At 35.7% G+C, this 19,889-nt stretch carries 17 protein-coding genes and 1 riboswitch; of the genes, 12 read left to right on the forward strand and 5 right to left on the reverse strand.

The features are described 5' to 3' along the window. Positions 1 to 230: 230 nt before the first annotated feature. The 10 genes from mreB (at position 231) to HMPREF1630_RS01145 (ending at position 8,213) form a co-directional block, all read left to right on the forward strand. Entirely contained in the window at positions 231 to 1,280 is a 1,050-nt protein-coding gene (gene mreB, locus HMPREF1630_RS01100) for a rod shape-determining protein (protein ID WP_037326258.1), read from the forward strand. Beyond that, positions 1,280 to 1,969, forward strand: coding sequence for a 2,3-diphosphoglycerate-dependent phosphoglycerate mutase (gene gpmA / locus HMPREF1630_RS01105; protein WP_004829189.1), 690 nt, complete (start codon positions 1,280 to 1,282; stop codon positions 1,967 to 1,969). The genes mreB and gpmA overlap by 1 nt, the downstream gene beginning before the upstream one ends. 341 nt (positions 1,970 to 2,310) lie before the next feature. Further along, positions 2,311 to 2,970, forward strand: coding sequence for a winged helix-turn-helix domain-containing protein (locus HMPREF1630_RS01110; RefSeq protein WP_004829188.1), 660 nt, complete (start codon positions 2,311 to 2,313; stop codon positions 2,968 to 2,970). A 70-nt stretch (positions 2,971 to 3,040) separates the two neighbouring features. Further along, positions 3,041 to 3,156, forward strand: a riboswitch (FMN riboswitch). A 56-nt stretch (positions 3,157 to 3,212) separates the two neighbouring features. Then, positions 3,213 to 3,806 carry an ECF transporter S component gene (locus HMPREF1630_RS01115; protein ID WP_037326266.1) on the forward strand — a complete coding sequence of 198 codons (594 nt, stop codon included), beginning with the start codon at positions 3,213 to 3,215 and terminating at the stop codon, positions 3,804 to 3,806. 143 nt (positions 3,807 to 3,949) lie between these two features. Then, positions 3,950 to 4,396, forward strand: coding sequence for a tRNA (adenosine(37)-N6)-threonylcarbamoyltransferase complex ATPase subunit type 1 TsaE (gene tsaE / locus HMPREF1630_RS01120; RefSeq protein ID WP_004829186.1), 447 nt, complete (start codon positions 3,950 to 3,952; stop codon positions 4,394 to 4,396). Further along, the gene (gene tsaB, locus HMPREF1630_RS01125; protein WP_037326269.1) at positions 4,377 to 5,039 is read left to right on the forward strand and encodes a tRNA (adenosine(37)-N6)-threonylcarbamoyltransferase complex dimerization subunit type 1 TsaB; all 663 of its coding nucleotides are present in this window, start codon (positions 4,377 to 4,379) and stop codon (positions 5,037 to 5,039) included. Before tsaE ends, tsaB begins: the two co-directional genes overlap by 20 nt. Next, positions 5,036 to 5,473, forward strand: coding sequence for a ribosomal protein S18-alanine N-acetyltransferase (gene rimI, locus HMPREF1630_RS01130; protein ID WP_004829184.1), 438 nt, complete (start codon positions 5,036 to 5,038; stop codon positions 5,471 to 5,473). Before tsaB ends, rimI begins: the two co-directional genes overlap by 4 nt. Beyond that, complete coding sequence (tsaD, locus tag HMPREF1630_RS01135; RefSeq protein WP_037326273.1) at positions 5,470 to 6,480, forward strand: tRNA (adenosine(37)-N6)-threonylcarbamoyltransferase complex transferase subunit TsaD; 1,011 nt, start codon at positions 5,470 to 5,472, stop codon at positions 6,478 to 6,480. The genes rimI and tsaD overlap by 4 nt, the downstream gene beginning before the upstream one ends. Position 6,481: 1 nt before the next feature. Beyond that, positions 6,482 to 6,829 (forward strand): hypothetical protein, encoded by a 348-nt coding sequence (locus HMPREF1630_RS01140; RefSeq protein ID WP_037326275.1) that lies wholly within the window; start codon positions 6,482 to 6,484, stop codon positions 6,827 to 6,829. Next, positions 6,816 to 8,213, forward strand: a complete 1,398-nt coding sequence (locus tag HMPREF1630_RS01145; protein ID WP_037326278.1) for a S41 family peptidase — start codon at positions 6,816 to 6,818, stop codon at positions 8,211 to 8,213. Before HMPREF1630_RS01140 ends, HMPREF1630_RS01145 begins: the two co-directional genes overlap by 14 nt. Before the next feature lie 332 nt (positions 8,214 to 8,545). On the opposite strand, the gene HMPREF1630_RS01150 is transcribed toward HMPREF1630_RS01145, so the two are convergent. From HMPREF1630_RS01150 to HMPREF1630_RS09610, 3 genes are read right to left on the reverse strand one after another with little or no spacing between them, the layout of a single operon-like run. Further along, positions 8,546 to 11,872: a DEAD/DEAH box helicase gene (locus HMPREF1630_RS01150; protein WP_037326281.1), complete on the reverse strand. Its 3,327-nt coding sequence runs from the start codon at positions 11,870 to 11,872 to the stop codon at positions 8,546 to 8,548. Next, positions 11,872 to 12,894 carry an Eco57I restriction-modification methylase domain-containing protein gene (locus HMPREF1630_RS09605; protein ID WP_037326284.1) on the reverse strand — a complete coding sequence of 341 codons (1,023 nt, stop codon included), beginning with the start codon at positions 12,892 to 12,894 and terminating at the stop codon, positions 11,872 to 11,874. Before HMPREF1630_RS09605 ends, HMPREF1630_RS01150 begins: the two co-directional genes overlap by 1 nt. Next, a complete protein-coding gene (locus HMPREF1630_RS09610) occupies positions 12,891 to 13,811 on the reverse strand; it encodes a hypothetical protein (protein WP_037326287.1) in 921 nt (306 codons plus the stop codon). The genes HMPREF1630_RS09605 and HMPREF1630_RS09610 overlap by 4 nt, the downstream gene beginning before the upstream one ends. 191 nt (positions 13,812 to 14,002) lie before the next feature. Between HMPREF1630_RS09610 and HMPREF1630_RS01165 the strand changes: the two genes are divergently transcribed. Then, a complete protein-coding gene (locus HMPREF1630_RS01165; protein WP_037326290.1) occupies positions 14,003 to 15,793 on the forward strand; it encodes a DUF4365 domain-containing protein in 1,791 nt (596 codons plus the stop codon). Positions 15,794 to 16,070: 277 nt separating this feature from the next. Continuing rightward, positions 16,071 to 17,132 carry a hypothetical protein gene (locus HMPREF1630_RS01170; protein ID WP_037326294.1) on the forward strand — a complete coding sequence of 354 codons (1,062 nt, stop codon included), beginning with the start codon at positions 16,071 to 16,073 and terminating at the stop codon, positions 17,130 to 17,132. Positions 17,133 to 17,370: 238 nt separating this feature from the next. Here HMPREF1630_RS01170 and HMPREF1630_RS01175 read toward each other — a convergent pair whose 3' ends face one another. Both HMPREF1630_RS01175 and HMPREF1630_RS01180 read right to left on the reverse strand, forming a co-directional pair. Beyond that, a complete protein-coding gene (locus HMPREF1630_RS01175; protein WP_037326297.1) occupies positions 17,371 to 18,237 on the reverse strand; it encodes a hypothetical protein in 867 nt (288 codons plus the stop codon). 110 nt (positions 18,238 to 18,347) lie between these two features. Next, complete coding sequence (locus HMPREF1630_RS01180; RefSeq protein ID WP_037326301.1) at positions 18,348 to 19,643, reverse strand: hypothetical protein; 1,296 nt, start codon at positions 19,641 to 19,643, stop codon at positions 18,348 to 18,350. Between the last annotated feature and the right edge of the window lie 246 nt (positions 19,644 to 19,889).

Here is a 19,889-nt window from a genome sequence, read left to right on the forward strand (position 1 = left end):
TGGGGTTCCCCCAGTTACTGAGCAGTCATGTAAATGACTGAGAAAATATAGATGATACAGTTAATCTCGGATTAACGAAAAAAAGATTGCTTCGTCTCGGACGAATTTTTTATAAAATAGTTTAATAATTCACAAAAAGTAATATAATATAATCATAGGGTCAAATGCCCAATGCAAAAACTTATAAGGCTCAGTGCCTAACAAAAAGTAATAATAGAAAAGGAATTAAGATGTCAAGATTTAGAAGGTCGGTTGCTATAGACCTTGGTACAGCAAGTGTGCTTGTTTTTATTAATAACAAAGGAATAGTTTTAAACGAACCATCTGTCATAGCTATTGATGTCCTATCTGATGAAATCCTTGCTGTGGGTAGTGAGGCTAAGAAGCTTATCGGGAGGGCTGGTGGCAATGTTTCTTGCATTATGCCTATGAGAGAAGGCGTTATTGCAGATTTTAAGGCTACCGAGAGGATGCTTGATTATTTCCTTAATAAGTCTGTTAAAAAGTCTCTTTTTAAGCCTGATCTTTTAATTTGTGTGCCAGCAAGATCTACCCAGGTCGAGAAGCGTGCCGTCATCCAGGCTGCTGAAAATGCTGGAGCTCACAGGACTTACCTTATTGAGGAGCCACTTGCAGCTGCGCTTGGGGCAGGAGTTGATATAACAGATCCTAAGGGAACTATGGTTGTGGATGTAGGTGGTGGCACCTCTGATATAGCAGTTATTTCCATGGGACAAATCATAGCCTCTAGGTCAGTTGAATCTGCAGGTAGGAGCTTTGATAGGATTATTAAAGATATGATCAGGTCTCGATATGGACTTTTAATCGGTGATACTTCTGCAGAAGCTATTAAGGAAGCGGCTGACAGCCTAGGCCCTGAAGATTCTTTTGAGGTTAAGGGTAGAAATGTGACCAACGCTCTTCCAGCCAAGGTTTATATACCAGTCAGTGAACTAAAGGATGCCCTTAGGGGTGAGATTGACAAGGTTGTAGAGGGAATCAAAAAGGTTCTTGAAGTGACACCACCAGAGCTAGCATCAGATATTTTCGATAGGGAAATAATCTTAACTGGTGGAGCATCAAATACAATTGGCCTTAAGGATAGGATAGAAGAGAAGTTTCAAATTAGGGTGAAAATTGCTGAAAATCCACAGGAATGCGTGATTAAAGGCACAGCCAAAGCCCTAAATTGGATTGATAGTCTAGATGAAAATAGGAACGAAGCGATGAAAGCGAAGCAAGAAGAAAAAGAAGCTTTTGAAAAACTTAGGAGAAGATAATGACAAAAAAATTAGTATTAGTAAGACATGGACAAAGTGAATGGAACCTAGCTAACAAGTTTACAGGTTGGGTAGATGTAGACCTTTCTGACAAGGGTGTAGAAGAAGCCAAAGAAGCTGGTAGAAAAATTAAGGAAGCTGGCATTAGATTTGACCACGCTCATACATCTGTTCTAAAAAGAGCAATCAAGACTTGTAACTTTGTTCTAGAATATTCTGATCAAATGTATGTTCCACAAAGCAAAACTTATAGACTTAACGAAAGACACTACGGTGCTCTTCAAGGCCTAAACAAGGCAGAAACAGCAGAAAAATATGGTGACGAACAAGTTCATATTTGGAGAAGATCTTATGATACTCTTCCACCAGAAATTTCTGAAGAAGAAAAGGAAAAACAAGCACATTTACCAATGTTTGCCCACCTTCCAAAAGATGTTATTCCAGGAGCTGAAAACTTAAAAGTTACTCTTGAAAGAGTGCTACCATATTATTTTGACTCAATCGCTCCAGAACTTCTTGAAGGCGAAACAGTGCTTGTAGCAGCTCACGGCAACAGCCTAAGAGCCCTAGCAAAACACCTTGAAAAGATTTCTGATGATGACATCATGGACTTAGAGATCCCAACTGGTCAACCACTTGTTTACGAACTTGATGATGAGCTTAATGTAATCAAAAAATATTACCTATAATATAGAAAATTGAGGGCCTTGCATAATACTTGCAAGGTCTTTTAGATTTTTCTTGACAGGTTTTCAAAATTTTGTTAGGATAAATTGTCACTAGATAAGTTATAGATAAGCAAACAAAAATTTATCTATTTTTTTAAAAAAATTTACATAAAAAATTTTTGATAAGGACAGGAATAGCCGGACTTAATCTATAAAAAAATAGCAAATGAACTATTTAAATCTTTAACTTAATCTGGATTCATTTATTTATAAATATAATTACAAAAAATCGAAAAAAATCATTGACTTTATTTTACTAAGGTAATATGATAATTAATACAGTGATATGAAAAGAGGAAGAGATGAGAATAGCATCAATTGAAAATGAAAATGGAGTTTCCAGTTTAATAAATTCTCATTTTGATAAAAATGAGGTTGTTGTTGAGAAAATTGAATCTATGGACGAGCTTTTGTTTAAGGATTGTAGCATCTATGACTTGATTCTTGTGGACATGACTCATAATAGGTGCCTTCAATTTATCCAGTACATAAAGCAAAAAATGAATATTCCTGTTATCTACCTAACAGAAAGATATCAGAAAAATCCTTATGAGCAGGAGCTTGATGATAAGGATTTCGTTATCCATTCTTACACACGTGAGGAATTTATTGATGATATTTTCAATAAGGTGGAGGAGTTATCCAAGTCTGAAGTGATAGACCTTGGAGCATGCACCCTAGATGAGGCGAATGGTATCTTTAAAGTGGGCAATAAGATTCTTGATCTTACAAGGTCAGAGCTTGAAATTTGTTCAATTTTAATCCACAACATGGCAAAAATCTTATCCAAGGAAGACATTGTCGAGGAAATGGGAAAAAGAAACCTAGCGACAACACCAAGATCTGTTAGAGAACATATTAGAAAGATTAGAGTTGAATTTAAGAAGGCAGACCTAGAGCCTATCGACACCATCACAGCCAAGGGATATAGGTGGGCACTTGAATCTTTGACCAGAAAATAAATTTGACAAAAAGCAAAAGTTTTCATATAATATAAACAGAAATTAAATAGATATTAGCAATGCAATGACATTGCTTCTTCAGGGAAAGGTGCAATTCCTTAACCGGCAGTTATAGTCTGCGAGTCCTAGGACCGATTTGGTGAAATTCCAAAACCGACAGTATAGTCTGGATGGAAGAAGATATTATAGCTTTTTTCGTGCCCTGATTTGTGGGCATTTTTTATTGCCCAAAGGGAGGTATTATGAACAAAACAAAATCTATTTCATTGAACAACGTAGTTAAAATCGGTATTTTATCAGCACTTGCCTTTATTTTGATGTTTTTCCAAGTGCCAATTCCAATAGCCCCACCTTTTATGAGAGTGGACCTCGCAGACGTGCCAGCCCTTGTTGGTGGTTTTGCCATGGGACCTTGGGCAGGAGTTGCTATTCAATTAGTTAAAAATATCCTCAACCTAACAAAGACACAAACAGTTGGTGTTGGTGAATTATCAAACTTTATAGTTGGTGCAAGCTTCGTTTTTGTAGCAGCTTCTATTTATAAAAATAAAAAGACAAAGAAAACTGCAATCTTTGCCCTATTCTGTGGAGTAATAGCAATGACAGCTATAGCTACACTTTCAAATGCTTTTGTAGTATTCCCAGCCTATGGTAAGGCAATGGGCGTCGACCTAAACGCTTTTGCAGGCCAAGTACCAGGCAACCCATTAGTAAGGTCTTATGTTAGCCTTATGCTATTTTCAATAGTTCCATTTAATATTGTTAAGGGTACTGCAGCAGCCTTTGTCACAGACCTAATCTACAAGAGGGTCTCTCCAATTTTGAAACTAAAATAAGTAATCTTACATTATTATCCAACAAAATATTCTGTTTAACGAAAAGCACCTACTCCTGGGTGCTTTTTGAATTTGCATGAAAATGTGAAAAAAACAATTATTAATGAAAAAAGTGGTATAATATTTAGAACGAAAGGCTTTTTATGGTAATAGAAAACTTAAATGATTTAGAAAAATTTGCATATAGCTTAGCGCCCCTCCTAAAAGAGGGCGATGTTATAAACTTAATTGGCGACATGGGTGCAGGCAAAACCACCCTTGTAAACTCTCTAGCAAGGTTTTTTAATATATACGATTCATCTTCGCCAACCTTTGCCATAGTCAACATCTATGATGGAGATATACGTATCTACCACTTGGACTTATACAGGTTTGAAAGTCCTGATGACCTCTTGGATATTGACTTTGAGACCTATTTTTATCCCGAATCTGCCATTACTTTCCTAGAATGGGCAGAAAATGGCGAGGGTTATTTGCCGGATGATATGATAAATATAAGGATAGACAAGCTTGGGCCATCTACTAGAGAAATAACAATCCTCAACGATACAGAAAGGGCGAAAGAGATAAATGATTTACTTGGCAATTGATACATCAACCATGATATCTACTGTGACTGTGGCAGATGATAAGGAAATTATAGGCGACTTTAATGTCAACCAGTCAAAGACTCATTCAGAAAGTCTGGTGCCAATGATAGAAAATCTTCTAGACCTCTTGGGTATGAAGGTGGCAGACGTTGATAAATTTGTAATCGCTGACGGGCCTGGCTCTTTTACGGGTCTTAGGATAGGCATGACTATTGCCAAAACCCTAGCCCAGGTCGAAAAAAAAGACCTTCTTACTATCTCAACCCTAAAAGCTATGGCAGCAGGATCAATTTCCCAAAGAGTGAAGCTTGCCCTAATTGATGCGAGAGCAACCAGGGTCTATGCTGGATTATATGATCAAAATTTAGAGGAAATCATACCAGAAAATCTTTATGAAATTGACGATTTGGCAAAAATTGTAAACGAAAAAGGCCTTGAGATAGAAATGATTGGTCTTTTAAATGATAAGTATTTTGATAAGTTTGAAAGGGCCTTTAAGGCACCAATCAACCTTAATAACTGTATAGGCAAAAACCTTATAAGGCTTGCCCAAGAAGAAGGCTTAGAGGCGAGGCCTCTATATGAAATCAGCCCAAACTATCTTAGAAAAAGCCAAGCAGAAAGGGAGTTTAAAAAGAAATGATTAGAAAAATGAATCTTGAAGACGCTGACAGGGTCTATCAGATTGAGAATGAATCGTTTTTTGAACCCTGGAGCAAAAAAAGACTTCTAAAAGAATTTGAAGAAAACTCCTTCCTCAAACATTTTGTCTACGAAAAAGACGGGAAGGTTATTGGTTTTTACATAATTTCCTGCATATCAGACTTGGTTGAAATATTCACTATAGCAATTGATAAGGACTACAGGGGCCAGGGAATTGGATCAGAGCTTTTGGAGCATTTGATACAAGTTGCGAAGGATAATGGAGCCAAAGAAATCTGGCTTGAAGCCTCAACAAGAAATGAAGCTGCAGTAAACCTCTATCAAAAATATGGTTTCAACATCCAGTCTACAAGGAAAAACTACTATCAAAAAACAGGCGAAGACGCCTATAATATGATAAGGACTCTTTTATGAAAGATTTTTATACCCTTGCTATAGAGACATCTTGCGATGATTCTTCTGTGGCAATTTTGAAAAACGAAAGAGAAGTTTTAACAAATTTAATATCAAGTCAAATCGACATCCACGCTCTTTTTGGTGGTGTGGTGCCAGAAATCGCATCAAGAAAACACCTCGAAGCCATAAATCCTTTGATAGATAAAGCTTTGGAAGAGGCAAATATCACCTATGCTGATTTAGATTTGATAACTGTAACCAAGGGGCCAGGTCTTATTGGTTCACTTTTGGTAGGAATATCTGCTGCCAAGGCTCTAGCTCTTGCAACTGGCCTTCCCCTTGTGGGTGCCAACCACATGAAGGGCCACATTTGTGCAAACTATCTTTCAAATAAGGACTTAAAACCACCCTTTGTCTGCCTAGTTGTATCAGGAGGCCATACATATTTGTGTAAGGTGGAGGACTATAATGATATAGAAGTTGTGGGTTCGACCAGGGACGATGCTGCTGGCGAATCTTTCGACAAGGTCGCAAGGAAAATCGGACTCGGCTACCCAGGTGGTCCAAAAATCGATAAGCTTGCCAAGAAAGGAAATCCAAAAGCTATTGATTTTCCAAGGGTCATGCTTGAAAAAGGTTCCTACGATTTTTCTTTTTCGGGCCTTAAAACAGCAGTTTTAAACTATGCCCACAACGAGGAACAAAAGGGAGAAGAGATAAATAAGGCAGACCTAGCGGCATCTTTTCAGGATGCAGTGGTAGATGTCCTAGTTGAAAAATCTCTCATGCTCCTAGAGGAAACTGGCTACAAACAATTCGCTATATCTGGTGGTGTTGCAGCCAATTCAAGGCTTAGGGCGAGGATGGAAGAAGAACTAGCGAAAAGAGACATCAAGTTTTACTACCCAGACCTCATCCTTTGCACAGACAACGCAGCAATGATTGCCATGGCAGGCTACCTAGACTACAAGGATGGCGTGCGTGACACCACCTTTATGAAAGTTTATCCAAATTTGGACCTATGATATGAGAAAAAGGAAAAAAATCACAGACTTAAAAAAATATAATAAAATCAACCTCGCCTCATCCATTATTTGGATTTTGGTTGGCATAGGTATTATTGGTTTTGGCTTCTATTATAAGGAAATCCTCGAAAAAATCTTTGGATTTTTGGCCATCATTATTGGGATAAGTAGTATTAGTGTGAGGAAAAAACCAACAGTAATCAAACGCTATGAGGACAGAAGGCTCTTTGTCTTGACAGGACTTTTAGTAATCTATTCCCTAGTCAATCCTTTGGGCAATATTGCCATTATCTTTGACATATTTAAGAGGGACTTTGCAATGAGGAGAGACTTCAATGAGAAGGCTTAGGAAATACTTACTAGCTACATTCTTTGTCGCTCTTATGCTTATCTCAACTTCTTGCGTCAAAAGAAGAATGGCCTATCTTGAAAGAAAAAAACTTGCCAAGGAAAATACTGGCAAGACTATGGACACTCATACAGGGGTTTTTTATCCAGAAAATATTACCGATTTTAGTGTTGATGAATATTTAAAATGGTATAAGGACCTCAAAGAGCCACCCCACCTTCAGCTAGCAAGCTTTGAAAATCCAAAAAAACTTACAAATGCGGAGATGGTTGGCGACTTTGAATACCTATTTAAGGAATTAAAGGAATCTTATCCTTTTTTTGGAGTTCTCAAACGTAAATACGAAGTTGACTTTCTCAAAAACCACGATGCCTACTTAAAAAAGGTGAGAGCTTGCAAAAATGACGGGGAATTTATAAAAGTCCTCAATGAAGTCATGGCAGACTTGCACAACTACCACGCCAAAATCGCCGACTCGGCATATGTAGATCAGACCTTGAAATACTATTCTCAAAATTGGAACCAACCATCAATCTACTATGAATTTTTAAACCTAAATAGGCAGGTAGTGAGAAATAGGTATGGGTTAGAAGGTGTCCAATCTCAAAGTGCATCGGCAAGTGTCAAAAGAAAGCAGGAAAAAAAGTCCAAGGGCGATGGCAAGGCAAATATTAGTCTTGAAGACCATGGGGACCTTGCGATTTTGAAAATTTCCCAGATGGGTGATATGAATAATGAAAAGGACCAAAAGGTTCTAGATGAATTTTTGAGAAATAAACATATGTACAAGGCGCTAGTCATTGATATTAGAAATAATGTTGGTGGCAACATGGAATATTGGCAGAGTTTCCTCTTGCCAAAATTAACCAAAAATCCTAAGCAAGTCATAAACCATATGTTTTTCAAAGACTCAGCTAAAACCAGGCTTCTTTTGCAAGATAACACCCTCAACATGGAAAATCTTTCAAATGTTGACATAACAGGCATAAGGCTCGACCACGCCGAAGATCTAAAGGACTTTGCCTACTATATCAAGGATACAATCACGATAAATCCTGATGAAACAAAGAGGGATAATGGCTACGAAGGGCCAATATTTCTTTTGGTAGATGAAAATGTATTTTCAGCGGCAGAAGGCTTTGCATCCTTCATCAAACATACAGAATTTGCCACCATAGTTGGCACTCAAACCGGAGGCGACGGGATTACTCTCGGGGTAATAAATTCAGTCCTACCAAACTCAGGGCTTGTCTTTACCTACACTAACACCCTAGGCTACGACCCATCAGGTGAAATCAACGAAGAAGACCCAACCAAACCGGACATAGAAAGTGCTTCCTATAGGCAATCTATAGAAACAATCGAAAATATGATAAACAATTAAATGAAGTTCCACGAGAGTGACCTGAACCCCAAAATCCGGAATACGGATGGAGGGGATTTTTTTGTTGGGGAAAAATACAACCACCGTCGTCATTAAATTCATTCTGAGCGAAGCGAAGAATCCCATAAACCCAGGACCAGAATAACCGAAGAAGCCCCCATCCACTTATTAAGTATTTCTTAATAACTGAACTATTAAGAAATACTTAAGAGTTGAACTATTAGGAAATCCCTAAAAGTTGCCTAAGCAGAGTAAAATATATAAAAATTCATCTAAACTAATCTAAAATAAAGCAAAAAGAGGACCACATAAGTCCTCTTTCATATTTTTGATTAATCCCTTAACTCTGGATATAATTCAACTAAATCTTCTTCAAATTTGTCATTTTGAATACTATCTAGAGAGTCTAGGAGCTTCAAATTATGTTTTTCAATTTCTATATCATCAGCAAAACCTAAGACAAAATTGCAGGCTATTTTATAGATTATTTCTGTTGGAGCAAGGCCGTAGACTTGCTTGCCAAAGATATGATTTAGCCTTTCCTTATTATCTGGGAAGGCTTCTTTGATTTTTTCACTTCTGTATAATCTTTTTACGATTTCTGCCACATAGAGGCCTGACTTCATGTATGGATCTATAAAGGTAAAGTCTTTGTTATCAAAACAACCAGGATTTTCCTTCTCAAGAAGGTCTAGCATTTGGTTTACAACTCTTCTTGGAGTAAATATTTGGTTGGTTTTCTGAGCTGGAATATAATCGAAAATATCCCTTTTTACTTCTGGGTCGAAATAATTGGAAAGTTTTACTTTTTTGCTCAAAAATTCCTTAACAGAGTCATCAAAGACACGTTCGTTGAAAAGATGACCTTCATAGCGTTTCATTTCACCAGTTTCTTCGTCCATATAATCATAGCCGTCTCTTAGCATCTTAAATTCATCTATACTTATAGATGTCACTTCAAGGAAAACATCATTAGGTATAATCTTATCAAAATTATCTAGTCTAGTCTTATCGTCTCCATAGGCCATGAGGAAAGAAGGGATAGTCCTAGAAAAGCCCCTGAGCTTATCTCTCATTGTATCTTCTTCGGTCTTCTTTTCTCTTTCTTTCTTGTCGGTTTCTATGGTTGCTATAGCAATACTTTTAGAATCCTCAATTATATTATAATTAGCAAGTGATTCTTGAACTTTTTTACTAAACTCGTCGTATTTTTCCTTACTTAAATCATCGTATTTTTTCTCAATCTCACTTGATTCTTTTGATGATTTGGAAGCGGCAAGTTCTTCATTTTTATAATGCTCTATTTTGTTTTTTTCAATTTCGTAGCCTTCATATTCTTTTCTTACAATAGAATCAACTTTATCTTCAATATTTTTTTGTATTTTCTTTTCTGTAGACCTAGTCATATCTTCTTTGTAAACTTCCTTGGTAGCATTAACAATAATACTACTTATTGGTTTACTATAAGTATCTATAAAATCTTCAAGCTCTGTTTTTTGCGGAGTCTTTTTGATAATAAGATCAGACTCAGCCTGGCTTATACTATCTTCAATTTCTTCATAGATTTTTTTACCAAAGACTTCCTGAGCTTTCCCTATGATTTTTTCTTCTGGTATATCTACTTCACCATTTTCGTCAAGGTCTAATTCATCAGCTGTATCGTCATCAACTTCAATAGGTCTTTTTTTGCCTTCCTTGTATGAATTTAATTTATTTAAGGCATCTCTGATTGCTTGAGGAGCCCTAAAGATATTAGAAATATTTGCGAAAAGGAAGTTTGACATAAAGCCTCGGTTTACAACTTCCACAGCCTTAATCTTTCTTGGAATAGAAAGGACTTTCTCAGCGTCAAGCTCAATCATGACCCCATTTTCATCCTCACCATAAACAGGGAAGAAGTTAAGTAATTCTCTGACGTGCTTTTTCCTAGTCTCATCATCGCCGCCACCACCGCTAGTAGTAGGGGAAAGGTCATTGGCAAATTGCTCAAAAATGTCTAGGGTTCTTGCAGGATCAAAGTCGAAAACATAAGCGTTTTTCTTCCTAAAATGTTTGCCGGCATTAGAAAATAGGCAAGGATTTTGTGCTCTAAAGGCTGCTTGCATGTAAAGTGAAGGTGACTTCATATTAGCAAGCATGAGGACTGCAGTCCACTCTGGCACTGTTATGCCTGTAGTAAGTTGGCCAACAGATAGGGTAATGGTCTTATCGTAATATTTTATAGCTTCTCTTACACGGTTCAAAGACTCCTCTGTAATTACTTCATCATCTATTTTGCCATCACCTGCGGCAAGGACAATCTTGTATTCTTTGAAAACTGGGTTTAATTCAAGCTTTCTTTTAAGAGCCTTGGCAGAATCAACCCTGTTTAATATCCAAAAAGAATGTTTTATTTCATCTCTAAGCTCAGGTGTGGAAAATGGAAACTTAGTTCTCTTTTCATCAGTCAAGGCATCTAGGAACTTGTCCACATCATCACTATAGATAAAGGCTCCCCTCTCATCTGTTGAGAAAAAATCATTAAGGTCAAAGGCGTATTCTACATTTTCTCCGTCAAGATCTATCCCATCATCAAGCTCATCTCTGATGATATCTGAGATTTGATAGGTGAAAAGATTAAGTCTTGGCAAGGTTGCGTAAGGATTTTCCTCTAAATCTTCGCCCATAAAATCCCTTTTTGCCCTTTGTTCATCAGCATAGGTCCAATTATAGATAGCGTCATCTTCAAATTTGAAATTAGCAAGGGCCTTAAAAGGTGTTCCGGAAAGATGGAGGGTATTAGCCCTTGTAATTTGGTTAAAGGCCTGGTCGGTCTTGTAGGTATCCACACCCTCGTGGGCCTCGTCGATGATGAGTATATCCCAATTAGTCTTGGCGACTTCCTCAAGTTTTACCTTGTCTCCACCAAAGTGGATTGACCCCTTAAGGTCCTGAAGACTTACAAATTCTATAAAGCCCTTGGTCTTATCAAGGTCTACTTTGTCCATATATTCTTCCCTGGTCAAGACAAACTTCTTATCCTTAAGGGCATCAACACGGCTAATAAAGAAATAGCCACTAGCGGGACCTATGAATTTAACAAAATCATCATACCAAGAATTAGCAATGGCAGGTCTGTTTGTAACAATCAATATTTTCTCAAAACCCATCTTCATATAAAGGTCATAACAAGCCAGAGTCTTGCCAAAACGTGGCTTGGCATTCCATAGAAATTCACCCTTATCATGGGATTTGAAATAATTCATTGTCATAGAAACAGCATCTGCCTGTTCATTTCTTAGCTTATAAGGAGCTGGCTTTTCGTCTGATTCTATAAGACCACGGGTTTTTCTAAATTTGAAAAAATTAAACTCAGCAAGGTCTGGTTCAATTTCAAACCACTCCTTACTTTCCTTTCGCTTAAAACCAAGATTAATTAAATATTTATGAAAATCTGAATCGCCAAAGGTTTCATTAGAACCTTCATAGACGGCATTATTTGCCCATTCTAATTTATAATCAACATCAGAAGTGTATACCTGCTCCCTAATCCTTTTATCGGCATCCCTTTCGGTAAAACCTATCTTGGTCCAACCGTCATGCTTTCTAAGTTCTGGGGTAGTATAGGCATAGCAGACAGGTATAACTTCCTTGGTAGTAGAAATCTTTGCTTCAGTCATTATTCCATCTCCTGTACTTTCTCTTCGATAAAGTCAATCTCCTCAGGACTCAATCCATATTTCTTGTATAATTGCTGGTCGATTTCAGGAATAGACTTAGTCCAGTCAATGTCGGAATTTTCTGTGAAATCTTGGAGTGGGACGTACTTCCATTTACTAGGTGTTATATCCTGAGTTACTTTTAATATAGATAATAAAGTTCTACTAAATTTAGTTTTGATATATTTTTCAAGGTTTTCAACTTCTTTTTCATTGTTAAAGCTATAAATAGATAAAAAAGATTGAGTATGTCCTTCATTAGGGTTAGCTATTATCATATCAGGAAAAGATTCACCAAATTTTCCTGAACCAACAGCTTTTGGAATTAACAATCTATAAGAATTAAAGTTTTTTGGCTTGCTGATATATTTAGAGTTTACGTACATGCTAACTCTTTTCTGATTGAATAAGCCATATATCTTTATAGGATTATTAATATTTTCACTATTAGAAAAGAAAATAATATCATTTAAATTGTCGAAAACGTTAGTTCTTAAATCAAAGGATTTGCTTATCATTTGATCATAATTATGATAATCTTCTTTAATTTCATCTGTAAATTTATATGGAACACCTTTTGATATGAAATCAGATAATGGAATTTCTTTTTTACTAGTAACTTTATTTAAAATAGCATCAACAATATTTGAACCTGTAAAAATTCCTATTTTCTCATAATCTTTGTTTTTATCCCTAATAGTTATCGCTACGCCGCCTTTTATTTCATTCATTGGGAAAAATACTCTTGGATTTTCTTCATATTTTAAGACCTTAAAGTGTCTATCATTTAACATTTCCCTATTCCAATTTTTTGGAGTTTGACCTGCATTAAATAAAAATCTTGACGGATGAATTAATATTATTGTATTTCCAATTTCATATGAACCTTGCATAAATAAATGATAAAGAGGTTTTCTTCTTCCATTATTTTCTGTTTCTTCATCAAAAGGTGGATTCCCCACCACAAAATCAAATTTTTTCATATATTCTCCTTCATTGATGCAAAAGTTTGGGACTTGTTGGCCTTCCAATCAAAAATCCTACAGGCCACAGGTTGGCTTTCTTCTACTTCACTTACTTCCAAAAAACTCATCTGATCAGGCTCGCCCACAGGTGCGCCAAAGGGTACAGTATCTGTTAGCCCATCCATCTGCCAGAGATTCCAAGAGATTATGTTAGCGAGCTTTTTAAGAATATTTTCATCTACATCCTCATCCCATCGCTTTTCATAATAGTCCACAAAGGTCAAAAGGACATTTATCCTAGCAATCAAAAGGCTATCGCCCTGGTATTCGTAACCATAAGAGGCCTGGACAGCACGAATGGCCCATTCTATCCAATATTCCTTGTTGGTTGTATTTTCATTAACTATCCTAAGCTTCCTATCGAGGATCCCTATCCTATTAATAGTGTGTCTGATAAGGTCACTTGTCGCCACATCATACCTAGAAACCAGATAAGGCCCTTCTCCACAGGCTATTTCAAGCCTAGGAGAATCGACATAGTCCTGCCAGGTTTTTCCTTCAGGAAAAGTAATCTTATCCCTAACAGGCTCCCAAGTCTCTCCATTTTGGACATTGAAGACATCTTTTCTTCCAAACCAAACTTGGTCACAATAATTATTCATAAAATTGACAACCCAGCTAGGAGTGTAGACTTCAGCCTTCTTTCTAGTACGTTCAAGCTGGGTATCAGCCGACTTGCTAGTCCTAGGTTCTAGGGCAAAACCATGCGCAAACACAGCCTCACTAATCTGAGCCCTATCATTAAAACTATCTCCAAAATGTTCATAGGTATTAGTCGCCCATATAATATTCTTTTTAGTAGACTTATCCTTAAGCAAACGCTTTAGAGCAATTTTCAAAGGATAAGAAGAAAAATCAATCAACGGTTGTTCCATAATAACCTCAAATCTATTCACAAATATTATTTTTATAATATTCTCACTTAATAATTATTATATCATTTAAGCCAACAAAGTTAAATAGAAAAATCTTTAACCATCTTTGACCTTTATAGACGTTAAAGGTACAATTTTATTAAGATAAAGTTTTGATTTAATTTGGACTATATTACCAAGGAGGTGTAATAATGAATAATAAAGATATAGAGACATTATCAGTTAATGCAGTCAGAGAATGTATTACGATTACCGATCATTTGGAGCAATCTATTTCTGATAATGATAAGGAGCCATCTTGGGATGGGTCTATTATTATTTATGGAGATAAAAAAGGAGATAAATCTAAGATTTTGGGTAAAGTTACGGTTCAAGTGAAGGGCAAAAGAGAAAGCAAACAATCAAAAAATGAAATTTCATACAAGATGAAAGTTTCGGACTTAAGAAATTATCTCACAGACGGCGGTTGTTTTTTGTTTATGGTATATATCAATCCTAATAATATGAAAAAAAAGATATACTATAATGCTTTAACACCAATTAAATTAGAAAGGATATTAGAAAATGTAGTGGAGCAAAAGACAAAATCTATTAGGTTGAAAAATTTTCCTCTAGATAATAATAAAAAAGAGAATATATTATTAAATTTTCATAATGATTGTAAAAGACAAACAAGTTTTAGGCGAATCGACTATATAGAGATAGAAGAAATTGGTAAAATAAAAAGTATTGAGGAAATAATTATTCCTCTTGTATCAATCACAAAACCAGTATCCTATAAAATGTTACTAGAAAACGAGATATATTTTTATGCTAAAAAAGAGGGCAATTCAACACTTATACCGATTAATGCTTTACCTAAAGTTAACACAATAAGTAATTATATAGACTGTAATATATCAATAGATAATAAAACTTATTACGATAAGATGAGAATAATCCGTAAAATTGATGGGATTACATTATGTATTGGAGAAAGCTTAAAATTAATTTTTAAAGACATGGAAGATAAGTTTAAGATTTGTTATGAAATTTCTGATAAAGCTAGGATCTTAGCAAAAGATCTTGATTTTAATCTAAAGATGTTGGAAGCAGGTTATTTTAAAATCAATGATGAAGAAATTGCAATAGATAAAGATAAAATACTTTATGAAAATTATGATACTGAAAAACTAAATCAAAATTTAGCTTTTGCAAAAGATGCCGTTAAAGTTCTTGATATATTAGGTTGCGATGATGACATATGTCTTGATGATTTAGATGAAAAAGATATGAATTATCTAAATATGTTAATTGATGCCTTTATATATGATAAAAGTATAAAAGGAATTGATAATCTTAAGAGTCCTGTATCCTATGTTTGTGTAGGTGGGCTTAAATTTTATTTATATTTTGAAGAGACAAAAACTAAAAATGAATATAAAGTTCATAATTTTTTTGATAGATATTTACCTTCTACATATTGTAAAAATGGCAATAAGAGCGAATCATTTGATGTATCACAATTTGTTATATTAAATAAAAATGATTTTTTGACTGCTAGCAACATTGATTTCGATAAGATAGTTTTAGATTTTAAGAAGGTTAAGCATAATAGTATAACATTTTCAATTGCAAATGATTTTCTATTAGAGTTACTAGCGGCGGCTGATATTGCGGAAAGAAAAAGAAAAGTGAAAATATTAGAGGCCTGTAATAATTTTGCTTTATGGATAAAAGAAGCACCTGATGATGAGCTAGAAGATGAAATTAAAACTATGAATCTTCTTCAAGTTTATAAGAGGCAAAGAGATTTAACTGATGAAGAGGAAGATGAATTGTATGAGATTTTAGAAAATAATTCTGATAACAAACAATACATGGTTGGTGCTTACCTATTATTAGGTCAACAAAGACAAGCAGAGAGATTTTTTAATAAGATGTCAAATGATGAGCGAAATAAATTTAAAGAATATCCAATGTATCATTTTTGGAACGAATAATTTGATAGTTTCTAATATTCCCATAGAAAGGGACCATTAGGTCCTTTTTATTTTACATAATTTTCTATTATCTCTTATAAGAGCTTGTATTTTTATCTAATATTGGTTTTCTAAAGAGGGGATGTCTGTAGTTATTCCATATTTACCATAACTTTTCATTGCATCACCCCAATAAACTATGCTGTAATAAAGACAATAGGAAAATGTTTGTGTGTGGATTTTATCCTTGTTTTTGCGGGACAGGGGTATTACAATTTTATTTTTTTAAGGAGTTTTTATGAAGAAGTTTTTGTGGATTTTGGTTTTGGCTTTTTTTCTTTCTGCTTGTGGTGATGGGGCTGATAAGGCTGATGATGGGGCTAATGAAGTTAGCGAGGTGAGTGAGGATAAGGCTAAGGATGATGAGAAGGCTTCTGATGAGGATAAAAAGGAGGCGGAGGTTGAAAAAGTTTCAGATCAAGACTCTTTGACTGAGGATGATTTTTTCTTTTCTAATCATGACCTTGTTACTGTCAAGGATGGAGAGATTGTTAATGTCATTAAGGATGTGAAGAAACTTGGCGATGATACTTATACCTATCCTGTTCCTTTGTCTGATGATGTTTTTCTCTTTGGTATTAATGGTGATAATTCTAGCACTCTTATGAAGATTAATGGTAAGGATTTTGAGGAAATTTACAAGATTGAGGGCCAAGAATTTTTGCCATCTGCTATGGTTGGCGATAAGGTCTATGGGCATTTTATGGGCGATACTGACCTTAATAAATTTGGTTATCTTTATGCCTATGGTGAGATAGACCTTAAAACTGGCAAGACCAATATTTTCGAGGCTCTTAAGATAAAGAAAGAAAATGAATTTTTGCAGTCTATTGGTTTTACTGACAAGGAAATTCTTTATAATAAACTTGATTTGCCTGGTGACTTTTTGGTAACAATGTATAGGCTTGATTTGACTAAGGGCTACGACCAAGAGCCTGAAAAAGTCAAGGATGTAGAGGGCTTTACATGGCTATCATCAGTTAAATATGACAAGGATGGCAATGATTTTTACGATATTCTTGATATAGAGTTTGATGATGAGGGCAAATGTTATATTAACGGCATTAACTGCCCAACAGAAGAAGGTACTGAGTTTGTCTCAGCTGGGCCAAATGCTCTTTTGCAGACCAACATTGACCCTGAAAAGGATCCTTATTTGTTCAAGATGTATATACTTAATTTCGTGACTGGAGACTTTGTCGCCAAAGACTTGGAAGCCTATGGTTATAGGGTTTTTAAGGGCAAGCTTTATTATCTGGATAAGAATAAGAAGGTTCAAGTTTTGGATGGTTTTAAATAAGTTTAGCTCAGATAGAAAAAGGCCTGCGAGTTCTCTTTAGGACTTGCAGCCTTTTTATTTTTAAATATTTTGCTTTTGTCTTTCTTGTTGGCGTAGCAAAGATTAGCTGACTTTGGTTTTTGCTAATATAAGCGAATTTTAAATTTGATTTTGATTTGGTTTTTATTTTCAAAGGCCATTTTGGAAAATTTTTGGATAATTTTTGCCAAGAAAAAAGGACCCTGGTGGGTCCTTTTTATTATAATTTTCCCTTATAAGGGTTTGGTTTGTCTCCGAATAGTAGTTTTTGGAAACAGTTGTTTTCTGGGTCTTCTTTCTTTAATTCTGGTTTGGCACACCAATATTTTCGGTTGGTTTCTTCTTCCATGAAGATTACTTCTCCCGGATAATCTAGGGATTTCACAGGATTTTTGGCTATTGTGTACATATTTATTACCCCATTTTTTACATTTTCATCATAGCCAAGTTCGTGGGATACACCTACTTGTTCAAGGTCGTGTAGGTTTGTACCTGGTAGGTAGACAATGTATTCTTGGCCTTTCATGGACTCGTCAAAATATATGGATGGGTAGTATACGTCATTAGTTTTGCTGCCTTCAATATTACCCTTTGTTGGGGTTTGGTATTTTATTTCTTCGAGAGTGAGGCTATAGGATTTGTCGTCTAATTTCCTAGGCTTGCCAAAACGGCCAGTGTATAGACAGGCTACTTTTTCGGGTCCGCCAGAGTAGGTGCATCCATCAAATGTTCCGTCTTTGTAGAAGTAGATAAAATCGCTTCTGTCGGTGATGTAGGCGACAAATTCCTTGTCTTCTAGCATGGAGAATATTTTTGAGTCTGAATTTTTTTCGTCTTTTGAGAGTTTTTCTTCGTCGGTTTTTTCTTTCTCCTTATCTATTTCAGCTTCTTTTTTATCTTTGCCTTCTTTTTTATCTTTGCCTTCTTTTTTATCTTTGTCTTCTTTTTTATCTTTGCCTTCTTCTTTTTCTTGGCTTTGGACCTCTTGGACTGGTTTATTTTCAGTTTCTTTATTTTGGTCCTTATCAGCCTTACAAGCTGTGAAAACCAAGCATAGGGCAAGGATTACTAGTATTTTCTTTTTCATACGTCCTCCTTATTATTTTTTTATCACTATACTTGAGTATTTTATCGTGGGCAATTAGAAACTTTTGAATTTTGTAAAGCAAAAAGGGACCCTTGTGGGTCCTTTTGACTTTATTTTTCTTTTTTCTTTCCTAACACCACAAAGGCTATGATTGCTAATACTAGGACGATTCCCAAGTAGCCTACGCCTCTTATACCGGTTTTTACTTGGCTGGCTGGTTTGGTTACTGTGGTTGGGACGTCTTTTGATTTTTCATCTCCTGCGCCTAGTTGGTTGTCGCCCTTGGAGAGGGTCACTGTTTCTGGTAGGCTAGTTGCCGGATTTTGTGGGGTGGTGGTTGGTGGTGTGGTTTGTGGGGTTTGCCCTTGGACCTGGGTGGTACTTAGTTCGACTGATTTTTTTATTTCTTCAGCATTGCCATAGAATGGTTTGATGAAGTTTGTGTCTTCTAGTGGAAGGGTGTATTGGCCGTTGGCCTTGATTTCTTCGTCTGATATATAGTCGTCGTTGTTTGTGTTTATCTGATCAAGGAAGTCCCTTTGATTGGGTTCTAGATTTTCGTAGGCTTCTTTGATGCCTGGCCTTGTTGATTTGTAGAAGGCAGAATTTTGGTTTTTGACAGGTTCCTTGTTGCCACTGGTCAAAAATGATGTTTTTACAAGTTTGGTTGCTTGGTGGCTTAGGATTTTTTCGGAATTTTCCTTGATGGTTTTTTCTAGTTTGTCAAAGAGGTCGGAAGTTTTTTTCTTATCTTCTTCGCTTATATCAATTTTTTCCTTGACTTTTTCGTCAATTTCTAGGATGTATTTGTAGATTTCTTCGAGGACAGGCTTGAAAGGTTTTTTGCCATTTTCATCTGCCTTTGTTAGGCTGTAGGAATTGACATTTGCCTCATAGAATAGGTAGAGGTTTTTGATGTCTGACTTATCAAGTGTGTTTAGGAACAAAAGCTTGCCATAAAGTATGTAGTCTTTTACTTCTTCCTTGACTGTGTCAATATCAACATCTAGGGTGACTTTTTCGCCTGAGTCATTGATTTTTTTTGTAAGGTCTTCTGTGACTTTTTCAAGGTCTTCCTTGCTTGCAGCTTTCTTATTTAAAATATCAATATAGCCCTTTTCGTCAACCTTTTCGATTACCTTGGCTTCGAGAATTTTCATGTAAAGGTCGTAGCGAGCCTTGAATTCTTCTTGGTAGCTAGGATCTTTTTCATAATCATTGACTTCTTCTCTAGACTCTTTGCTAGCTTTTTTTGTTTCTTCTATCTTGGAGCCACCGGTATCGCCTGTCAAAATTTCAAAAAGCGATGGGCCTCTCACTCCTTCATCCGCAAAAGCCTTAGTTCCAATGCCAAAGGTGAGGGCACATGCAAGGGCTGTTGCGAGTGTTTTCTTAAATTTATTCATAAATCATCCTTTAATTTTCATTTACTTATACTGTATTCATTATATTTATTTTTCCTGCAAAATCAATATAAAAATCTTTTCTAACCCCTGGCAATTTTTTAAAAATGGCAAGTGATTTTTAATAATAGTCGCACGAGTTTTCATAAGTTTTACTTGGGCGAAGCCCTCTAGAAATTGGCATAAGTGAGTGAATTGAGATAAAATAAAATCGATTATATAAATGCTAATTGAAAAAATTTATTCCTC

The organism is Anaerococcus lactolyticus S7-1-13 (assembly GCF_000758765.1).
Lineage (GTDB): Bacteria > Bacillota > Clostridia > Tissierellales > Peptoniphilaceae > Anaerococcus > Anaerococcus lactolyticus.